Raw genomic sequence first — 9,578 nt, 5'->3', positions numbered from 1 at the left:
TTCCTGGCGTATCCAGAAAAACGATCTGGCCATTTGCTGACGTATACACACCATGAATCTTATTTCTTGTCGTTTGAGGCTTGTCTGACATGATGGCGATTTTTTGTCCGATGATTTGATTCATAAGCGTTGATTTCCCAACGTTCGGACGTCCGATGATTGCGACAAAGCCTGATTTAAATTCTTTTTTAGCCACTTCTAATTATCCTCCATTTGAATGCAAATCTTTCGTTGTAAAAGCACCGGGCAATAGTGCAGAAACCGTTGTTTCAGCAAAATCACCTTTGAGATTACCTAGATAAACGGGCATATCTGGCCCGCATAGCTCAACCAATACCTGCCGGCATACGCCGCAAGGTGAAATCGGATCTTCCGTATCGCCCATGACGGCAATAGCTCGGAAGGATCCTGCTTTGTGTCCGTCTGCAATTGCGCGGAAAAGCGCAGTTCGTTCAGCACAGTTCGTAGGACCATATGCGGCATTCTCCACATTACAGCCGTAATGAACATGACCATCCGCATCCAGAAGAGCCGCGCCTACGTTAAAATGGGAATATGGCGTATAGGCTCTCTTCATCGCCTCTTTAGCGTGCTGAATGAGTTCTTGTTGATTCATGGCCATCATCCTTCTTTCTGTATTAGTAACGTTATAACATGTTTAGACAGGATAAAGCTAGGATTGTAACAACTGTGCCAATAAGTGCGCCTAGAAAAAGCGCAGGAAATGGACGCGTCTTTTTGTCGTACAGCATAATAAAAATAAGTGCAGCAAGCGTATAAGCAAGCAGCGCGACAATTGTCTGTGAGACGAATATGACAATAACCGTCGATATCGAGAAGGCTATCGCTGTCAACAGACTTGGGCGAACTAGTTTCCCTTTGTCCGAGAAACGCGTTTCGATAACAATGACGGTCAAAATTACCAAAGCGATGAGCACCCAAATCGTCCCTGCGGATATCTGTGTATCCTGCATCCTGGATTTACGCAGCAGTTGATCAATGGGTTCATAGAAAACAATCATCCCAACGATGACCGCAAAACCTGCAGACACCAAGACGGACGCCGCGGCGACGTCCTTTGCGATTTTGGCTAACGGATGGCGTTCTGGCATTGCCAGATCCACCGTCTTTTCCACAGCCGTATTAATCAACTCTGTAACAATCATTAAGGTTACGGCTAACAAGATAAACAGGATATCCGTTTTGGGCAATCGTGCAAACAAAGCAGCCAATAAAACAAGAAAAGCAACGCAAAAATGGAATTTCATATTGCGTTGCGTATCTAGGGCATATTTGATTCCTTCGTAGGCATACCGGAAGCTTCTGCGCCATTTACGGAAGCCGTTTGTCATTAGCGCGTTAAACCTGCTTTCAGCAAAATGTCCTCCTGCTTAGCAAACATAATCTTCTCTTCGTCTTCGCTTTGGTGATCGTATCCGATTAAATGCAAGAATCCGTGAACGAACAAGAAACCAAGTTCCCGTTCTACGGAATGTCCATAGTCTTCAGCCTGCGCAATTGCACGTGGAACCGATATAATAATGTCTCCAAGAGGCTCAATAAAGGCTTCGGACACCATATCGTCATCCTGGGGTCCTTCATCGCTATTCTGCTCATTATCTTCGTAGTTAATCTGAATCTCATCTTCGCCGAACTCACTCATCGCAAAAGACAGCACATCGGTTGGTTTATCCAGATCGCGATACTGCTTGTTCAATTCTTGGATCGCTTCATCGTCTACGAATGTAAGGGCAACTTCACCAGCCGTAACGCCTTCAAGCTCGCCAGCTAACCGCAGCAGCTCCTCGATTTTCTCAATAAAAGCCGGCGTGATCTCCTTCACTTCCTGCTCGCTGCTCCACTCTAGCGTTAAATCCATACTTGCCATACGCGGCACCCTCCTGTCAATTCTTATGTCCCTGTTTTCTTAGGCGACAGTTCGTTTGGATATTCAATCCTCGCATGAAAAATACCCAACAAGGTCTCGTTCAATGTTTTGGCGATTTTATCCAGTTCCTTCAAAGTGATGTCACATTCATTGAATTGACCATCATCTAACCTGGATTTGATGATTTTGTGCACCATAGAATCAATCTGTTCCAAGGTTGGATTTCGCAGTGAACGAACGGCTGCCTCCACACTGTCGGCAATCCCCACAATAGCCGCTTCCTTCGACTGCGCTTTGGGCCCAGTGTAACGGAAGTCCTCCTCACGGATTTCCTTCTCACTGCCTTCTTCTTCAGCTTGTTTTACCGCTTTATGATAGAAAAAGTGCAGCAGCGTCGTTCCGTGATGCTGCTCGGCGATATCTCTGATCGCTTTGGGCATTTTGAAATCTTTCAGCATCTCAACACCATCACGAGGATGGGCGATAATAATCGATTTGCTTAAATTCGGATCGATGCGATCATGCGGATTCTCAATATTGGTCTGATTTTCGATAAAATAACTCGGCCGTTTCGTCTTCCCAATATCGTGATAATAAGAGCCGACCCTGCAGAGAAGGCCGTCCGCACCGATAGACTCAGCAGCTGCCTCTGATAAATTACCAACCATGACGCTGTGATGGTATGTTCCAGGTGTTTCGGTAAGCAGCTTCCGCAGCAATGGATGATTCGGATTCGAAAGCTCCACCAATTTGAGCGGAGAAAGAATTCCGAAGGCAACCTCGAAGAAAGGAAGCAAGCCGATAACGAATACAACCGTCAATAATCCACCTGCAGCGGCGAAAGAAAGGGACATAATCGCTTCACGCTGTTGGAAATGATCTTCCATAAGCAGCATGGATGTGATCGTAAGCATTGCGAAAAAGGCAATCATTAGGCCCGCTTTCAAAATTGTAGCGCGCTGACTGGCTCGTTGAATCGTAAATACCGCACTGAAACAAATAACCAAGGACACTAATCCGTACCGGAAGTCAAAAAGAAGCGTATGCTCCGCATTAAAAATAATACTTGCCATTAGTGAGAATAAGACCGATGAAATAAAAGCTAGCGGTGCATCCAACAAAATGGCAATCAGAATACTTCCTAATGCAGTAGGAGCTAGATAACCGATAAACGGATAGTCCAAGTTTTGGACAAGTGAGATGATTTTCATACACGTGATATTAATTGAAAAAATCAAAATAAGCATCAGAAGCTGAGAATTATTGTATTTAATCGCAAGCAGGCTCTGCCGGACGAACATAGAAACGACAAAAGACAATAAGGCGGAGAGAATCCCTAAACCAATTTGCGGCAAGTGATTCGCTTTGCTTTTGAGCAATTCCAGTTTGTCCAATCTGGCATAAATCTCTTCGGTGATGACATCCCCGACCTTGACGAGCACATCATTTTTGTTGATGTACACTGGTTTAACATTCTCTCTAGCTTGTCCTTTGGCATCATCGGTACCCTTCTGATCAAAGAACTTATTCGGCGTGATGACAGCTCGCGCAATCTCTGTAACCATTTCACGCATCGTATTTTTCGCTAAGTTCGAAGTATTCACCATCTCGGCAACTTTGGCCCTTGCCGTCTGAGCGTCAAGAATTTGATCGTTCATGAGTTTCGTGACGATATCCTTGGTTACAGGGCGCATAGCCGTCAAGTCTTCTTTCGTTAACCTTGGAAGCTTGAAGTAAGACTCCTCAGGCAGCGGATACTGCTGTTCGGCAAGACCTTGTTGGATCTGCTCAATCAGTGTTTCATTGTACTGACCGCTTGTGCTAAGCGACTTAATCGACTGATTCTCCAAATCACTGATCAACTGAGGAATCACACGACGAAAAATGCTTACTTTGTCATCGAACTTCACTTCTTCATCTRCATTGATTTGCAATAATTTATCATAAATGGCGTCAATGATCGTATCATTTTTGAGATTTACGATGCGATACACAGGCTGAACCCGCTTGGCTGCATCTTCTTTCGCTTGTTCCGTCGCTATAGCGTTCTCAATTTGTCTTGGCGCATAAATCGTTGTCTCACTGGTTGTTCCTAACTCAATGTCATATACCTGAGGAACGAGCTTTGCATAAAGAGATATATAGAAAACTAAAGCCAGCAAGAGAAATAACAGTATCCGAATGCCCGTACTGTATTTCCATCCGTTCAGCTGGTAATGAAATTTACCTTTCATTTGGACTTCATTTTTCATCACGGAAGGTCATTCCTCTCTACCTGACAAACCAGCACAGTTACTTTTCCTTCTCAGCATTGTAGGCCACAATGATTTTCTGAACGAGTGAATGTCTCACAACGTCCTGCTCATCAAAGTAAATAAAGCCAAGCTCCTCAATCCCATCGAGAATTCGAGCAGCTTCTACAAGTCCTGACGACTTGCCGCGTGGCAAATCAATTTGTGTCACGTCACCGGTAATGACCATTTTGGATCCGAAACCGAGCCGTGTCAGAAACATTTTCATTTGTTCAGGTGTCGTATTTTGGGCTTCATCCAGAATAATAAATGAATCGTCCAAGGTTCTCCCACGCATATACGCTAGAGGAGCAATCTCAATCAGACCGCGCTCCAAAGATTTCGCTACCTGATCAGGTCCCAAGACATCATTAAGAGCATCATACAATGGGCGCAAATAGGGGTCAACTTTTTCCTGTAGATCGCCAGGTAAAAAGCCCAGACTTTCTCCTGCCTCAACAGCTGGCCGCGTTAAAACAATCCTTTTGACAGCGCCTTCCTTCAGACGCGTAACCGCGAGTACGACAGCCAAATACGTTTTGCCTGTACCGGCAGGTCCAATACCAAAAACGATGTCCTTCTTCTTAATCGTCTCTACGTATTTCCGTTGACCAATCGTTTTGACGCGAATCGGTTTACCGCGATGCGTTGTCGTAATCTCACCTTTGAACAAATCCAGCAATTGATCCGCTTTCATCTGCTTCGCGAGCTCAACGGCATACAGCACATCCCGCTCTGTTAACGTGTAGTTATTGCGGATGAGCTGCAGAAGAACCTCAAAAAGCTGCTGAAGCGAGTTCACTTCCGCAGCCGGACCTTGAATCGTTATTTCGGCTTCACGCGTAAAAATCTGCGCGTTAATCTCACTTTCAATGACATGCAGAAATTTGTCCTGGGGACCAAACAATGCCAGCCCTTCGGCTGGGTTTTTCAAAGTTAGCTTGACGGATTGTGCGTTTTCTACCAACAGGTCTCATTCTCCTCGTATGACAATTGGTTGTTCTTCGGCGATATTCTCTTCGACTTCAAAATGCACGTCTATATAAATTTTACCATTCTCTGATTTTTCATGCAAAATTTTTTCACCTACGAGTCTAGCATCAGGCCCCGTAGACCCGAGCAACTTCGCTCTAGCCTGCTCCAGGCCTGTCTTTTTGGCGATCGCAGGATCAATGGGCTCCTCTACGACATCAACTTCCATCACCTTTTCATGCAACCATCCGATAGGTAGTGTAAAAGAACGCCAGGCCAGTGTTTTGCGCTCTGGAATCGTTTCAAAATGCTCGTAACCTAGCTTCCCATAGCCACTTACTTGTAAAGCTCTTGTACCGAAAACAAGATAATTGCGATTAGTCGTCTCTCCTGTATATGCTTTATAAGTTTTCGTAAGCGGAGATTCAATTCGGGAGGTATACCAGACGATACCTCTTACCTTACCACTAGCTACGACCACTTGGCTATTCTGCTCATCTCCGATCGTGCCCGAAATAAGCACGTCCCCTTTTGCTTATCCGGTATCGTCGCTTCAACGACTTTAATCGTGATATGTGTGCCGCGTATCTCAACACCAACCCATGCCGTTCCTGGCAGCATCCCTTGTATCTCCCGCGATAGATCCTCAGYCTTTTTCAGCCTGAATTTCCACTGATACACATGTATGCCTTGTTTGGAGGCCGCCTGTAAGATTTCCGCTTCTGAGATGCGGTCATTGCCCTCTACAGTGATTTGCCAGACCAGGGACGTCAATACGTATAATCCGATAATGAATGCAGCTATCCCGCCCAGAAAGACCTTTCTACGACCCAATCTCTCCATAAAAAATGGCAGCCCGTACCGTTCTAGTACATGCACCCTGCAGCCTGTCCGTTTGAGCAGCGGCTTAAGTTTGAAGAAATCTTTAATCAGAATATTAAGCTCGAGCTTGCCATCCTCGGCAGCTTGAATATCCCAAATGGAGAACGCCTTCTCCATCATGGGATTAATCAACCTTCCACTTTCATTTCCCCTAATTTGAATGCGCACATACCCGCGCAAACGGGCGATGAACATCGATTGTTTCATAACCCAGCACCCCTTCCCTGTCTTTCATCTATGGCATGTATCTGACATCGTCGATCAAGCCTTCAATAAAAACTTCCTCCGAGAGAATCGCTCGGATGACCAAGTTTTTACCGAACACTTCTAGCGTCCCTTTTGTTAATTCAAGCTTTAAGTTTTCACTGGAAAAATGGAGTACGCCCCGGTGATTCTCCACATAAAGCTGTACGTTGCCGATCATCGTGATGCGCGGCAAGTCCTGCACCACATCCTGGGGAAGATCCAGAATTTTGGCCGTGAACTGGTTCCATTTGCGGCTCAAGCGACGCATAGCTGGGTACTACCCCCTCTAACTAGATGATCATAACGACAGAAAAGTCGCATAGCTTTCTACCAAATTATGCGGTTTGCAACGGTTTTATGTGAAAAAACTGGAAAACAAAAAGCACCCCTCCGATTGATGGAGGGGTGCTTACTGTAGTGGCTGTTACCTGCGATAAGGCTTTTTGGACTTTGGAGGACCAAGAATTTCAGCCCACACAACTCCTTGCAGAAGCTGGTCTTGACTAGGTGACTCTGGAAAAGGACTTGGCGATGTAAGATCGCCTGCATAGACAGATGCGCTATCTAAATTTGCCTGCTTAGGGGAACTGAAAGGAGAGACTTTGGTCTTAGGATTAGGCGCCGCGTTGTGCACGGCGCTAGGACGACCGAATTCGTCTCGTAAGCCTCCCGATGGTTGGGTTGGCTCAACTACCTTCCGCTCCAGTTCCCTTGCTTCAGGACGCTTCTGAGCTTGGCTAGGCGACTCATCAAATGTTGGCATGCCCATTCCCTGCGCTTTTTGACTCGCTCGGCGTCCTTTGTTCTGAAGTTGATATAAAAAAGTTATGGCAATAATAACCAAATACCAATGTTTAAATAGAAATTCAAATAGCTGTTCCACGCAATCACCTCATGTGCTAGGAGTCTTTCTCGCTCTTGCCGTCATTAACTTTGCCGAGCGTTGAGCGCATTTGAGTGTCTGCTTCAATATTTTTGAGATTCATATAATCCATGACRCCAAGTTTACCGCTGCGCAGTGCTTCTGACATAGCAAGAGGCACTTGCGACTCCGATTCAACCACTTTAGCGCGCATCTCTACGACTTTAGCTTTCATCTCCTGCTCGGCCGCAACCGCCATAGCTCTTCTTTCCTCAGCTTTCGCCTGAGCGATGCGCTTATCAGCCTCAGCTTGCTCCGTTTGCAGATGTGCGCCGATGTTTTTCCCGACATCAACGTCTGCGATATCGATGGATAGGATTTCGAACGCCGTTCCGGCGTCCAACCCTTTGCCAAGAACAGTTCGGGAGATTAGATCCGGATTCTCCAGAACGTCCTTATGTGAGTCACTGGAACCAACCGTGGTGACAATCCCCTCGCCGACGCGAGCAATGATCGTTTCTTCCCCGGCACCACCGACTAAACGCTCAATATTAGCGCGTACCGTTACTCGCGCAATAACCTTGACTTCAATCCCGTTCTTAGCAACCGCAGAAACGTTCGGAGTTTCGATCACTCGCGGATTGACACTCATTTGCACAGCTAGCAGGACATCACGGCCCGCCAAATCGATTGCTGCCGCTCGTTCAAATTCCAAGTGAATTTTGGCCCGATGGGCAGCGATTAAGGCATTAACGACTCTGTCGACATTACCGCCGGCAAGGAAGTGACTTTCCAATTGATTAACGCTTAAATCAAGACCAGCTTTGGTCGCTTTAATCATCGGATTCACGATTCTGCTAGGCGTAACGCGGCGCAGCCTCATGGCAATCAAAGTAATAATGCTGATACGCACTCCTGATGCAAGCGCTGAAATCCATAACATCACCGGAACAACACTAAGCAGAATCGAAAGCACAATAATGATAATAGCCGCAAGAAGTACTAAATAAAGCCCTGGTTCAATATTCATTCATTTGTCCTCCTAAGAATTAATAGCTTGATTAGCTTCAATCTCTCTCACAACTACACGAACCCCTTCAACGTCTACAACAATAATGTCTGTTGCATTCGAGATAAAACTCCCATTCGTCACGACATCCACGCGTTCCCCCTGAATAATTGCTGTGCCAGCAGGTCGTAAGGGCGTTATCGATTGTCCAGTAAGCCCTATTAGGTGCGTTCTGTCTGGGTTGGATGTAAAGCCCTTGTCCGTTGTCAGCTGTTCCTTCAAAATAAATCGATTCCACACTCCACGATGTTTGAATGATTTAATGGCAAACGCAATGACGACGATAGCTACCAATAGCGCTATTCCCAGCATGACCGCGGCATCCATAGGGTTCGAAGAAGCGAGCAGCACCCCGCCAAATAAAACCCAAGAAAATATAGTGCAAAACCAGCGACACCTGCTAACGCAAGTAAACCACTGCTGAAAAAAAGAAGTTCTAAAGCGATTCCAATAATGCCGACCATCAACAACACGGTCGCTGTAATTGGATGGGTCAGAAAGGCCGATAAGTTTTCTACAAACATCACCTTCCACTCCTTTCCTGATTCTTCCTTATCATTAATATGTACGTCATTCCCAATAAACTGTTTCATTTTGAAAGAAAATAAAAAGACCGAGTGGATATCATATCCGCCCGGTCTTGTCATACAAACATAATTAAGTATTATCCCAATAATTGTTGGACCAACTGATTAAGAAGTTTTCCATCAGCGCGTCCTTTAACCTGAGGCATCAATGCCRTCATCACTTTGCCCATATCCGCTTTGGAAGAAGCACCAATTTGCTGGATGGTCTGCGTTACAATGGCTTTCACTTCTTCCTCAGAAAGCTGTTGCGGCATGTACTCAGCGAGAATGACAAGTTCAGCCTTCAGGCTCTCGGCCAGATCATCTCTGCCGGCCTTCGTAAATTCTTGGAGGGAATCCTTACGCTGTTTGATCTCACGAGTTAGTACGTCAAGCACTTCATTGTCATCTAAGGATCTTTTCAGATCTATCTCAGAATTCTTAATTGTTGATCTAACCATTCGAATTACAGAGAGTTTGAACTTGTCCTGACTCTTCATCGCTTGCTTCATATCTTCGTTCAATCGATCGCTTAAGCTCATATTGCCTCCTAGAACTTTCTCTTGCGAGCAGCCTCAGATTTAAGCTTACGCTTAACGCTAGGCTTGTCATAATGTTTACGTTTCTTAACTTCTGCTAGAATGCCATCCTTAGCGATGGAACGCTTAAAGCGACGAAGTGCAGCATCTATAGTTTCGTTCTTACGAACTCGAGTTTCTGACAACAGATTTCCCTCCCTCCGAACAGACCATCTAGGATCAAACGGTTCATCAAATCTCATTATAGGTGATAGTAATTAGGG

The 9,578-nt window shown here is 45.6% G+C and carries 12 protein-coding genes and 2 pseudogenes; all 14 read right to left on the bottom strand.

Annotated features, from left to right (window positions below; genetic code table 11):
* Positions 1-196: GTPase (locus AC1DUA_RS20380; protein WP_477501509.1), on the bottom strand; the 196-nt coding region annotated here is incomplete at its 3' end.
* A 6-nt stretch (positions 197-202) separates the two neighbouring features.
* A pseudogene (locus AC1DUA_RS20375) lies at positions 203-634 on the bottom strand (cytidine deaminase); the annotation flags it as partial.
* Positions 635-647: 13 nt separating this feature from the next.
* A complete protein-coding gene (locus AC1DUA_RS20370; RefSeq protein ID WP_477501508.1) occupies positions 648-1,352 on the bottom strand; it encodes a diacylglycerol kinase family protein in 705 nt (234 codons plus the stop codon).
* Positions 1,352-1,879, bottom strand: coding sequence for an rRNA maturation RNase YbeY (ybeY, locus tag AC1DUA_RS20365; protein ID WP_477501511.1), 528 nt, complete (start codon positions 1,877-1,879; stop codon positions 1,352-1,354). Before ybeY ends, AC1DUA_RS20370 begins: the two co-directional genes overlap by 1 nt.
* Before the next feature lie 32 nt (positions 1,880-1,911).
* Positions 1,912-4,140, bottom strand: a complete 2,229-nt coding sequence (locus AC1DUA_RS20360) for an HD family phosphohydrolase (protein WP_477501510.1) — start codon at positions 4,138-4,140, stop codon at positions 1,912-1,914.
* A 40-nt stretch (positions 4,141-4,180) separates the two neighbouring features.
* Positions 4,181-5,146 (bottom strand): PhoH family protein, encoded by a 966-nt coding sequence (locus tag AC1DUA_RS20355; RefSeq protein ID WP_477501507.1) that lies wholly within the window; start codon positions 5,144-5,146, stop codon positions 4,181-4,183.
* A gap of 6 nt (positions 5,147-5,152) precedes the next feature.
* A pseudogene (locus AC1DUA_RS20350) lies at positions 5,153-6,153 on the bottom strand (sporulation protein YqfD).
* Between the two features lie 115 nt (positions 6,154-6,268).
* Positions 6,269-6,547 carry a sporulation protein YqfC gene (gene yqfC / locus AC1DUA_RS20345; protein ID WP_157321660.1) on the bottom strand — a complete coding sequence of 93 codons (279 nt, stop codon included), beginning with the start codon at positions 6,545-6,547 and terminating at the stop codon, positions 6,269-6,271.
* Between the two features lie 156 nt (positions 6,548-6,703).
* Positions 6,704-7,162: a hypothetical protein gene (locus AC1DUA_RS20340; protein WP_477501506.1), complete on the bottom strand. Its 459-nt coding sequence runs from the start codon at positions 7,160-7,162 to the stop codon at positions 6,704-6,706.
* A 16-nt stretch (positions 7,163-7,178) separates the two neighbouring features.
* Complete coding sequence (gene floA / locus AC1DUA_RS20335) at positions 7,179-8,171, bottom strand: flotillin-like protein FloA (protein ID WP_477501505.1); 993 nt, start codon at positions 8,169-8,171, stop codon at positions 7,179-7,181.
* Between the two features lie 12 nt (positions 8,172-8,183).
* Complete coding sequence (locus AC1DUA_RS20330) at positions 8,184-8,522, bottom strand: NfeD family protein (RefSeq protein WP_477501504.1); 339 nt, start codon at positions 8,520-8,522, stop codon at positions 8,184-8,186.
* Complete coding sequence (locus AC1DUA_RS20325; RefSeq protein ID WP_477501503.1) at positions 8,510-8,734, bottom strand: hypothetical protein; 225 nt, start codon at positions 8,732-8,734, stop codon at positions 8,510-8,512. The genes AC1DUA_RS20330 and AC1DUA_RS20325 overlap by 13 nt, the downstream gene beginning before the upstream one ends.
* Before the next feature lie 140 nt (positions 8,735-8,874).
* Entirely contained in the window at positions 8,875-9,318 is a 444-nt protein-coding gene (locus AC1DUA_RS20320) for a GatB/YqeY domain-containing protein (protein ID WP_477501502.1), read from the bottom strand.
* Between the two features lie 8 nt (positions 9,319-9,326).
* Positions 9,327-9,500, bottom strand: coding sequence for a 30S ribosomal protein S21 (gene rpsU / locus AC1DUA_RS20315; protein WP_029195880.1), 174 nt, complete (start codon positions 9,498-9,500; stop codon positions 9,327-9,329).
* Between the last annotated feature and the right edge of the window lie 78 nt (positions 9,501-9,578).

It is taken from the genome of Paenibacillus sp. 01T422, assembly GCF_056398785.1.
This window is presented reverse-complemented; position numbering and strand designations above follow the sequence as displayed.

Coding starts and splice junctions, on each gene's coding strand:
- AC1DUA_RS20370 (WP_477501508.1), bottom strand. CDS start 1,352: ATGACAAACGGCTTCCGTAAATGGCGCAGAAGCTTCCGGTATGCCTAC.
- ybeY (WP_477501511.1), bottom strand. CDS start 1,879: ATGGATTTAACGCTAGAGTGGAGCAGCGAGCAGGAAGTGAAGGAGATC.
- yqfC (WP_157321660.1), bottom strand. CDS start 6,547: ATGCGTCGCTTGAGCCGCAAATGGAACCAGTTCACGGCCAAAATTCTG.
- AC1DUA_RS20330 (WP_477501504.1), bottom strand. CDS start 8,522: ATGCTGGGAATAGCGCTATTGGTAGCTATCGTCGTCATTGCGTTTGCC.
- AC1DUA_RS20325 (WP_477501503.1), bottom strand. CDS start 8,734: ATGTTTGTAGAAAACTTATCGGCCTTTCTGACCCATCCAATTACAGCG.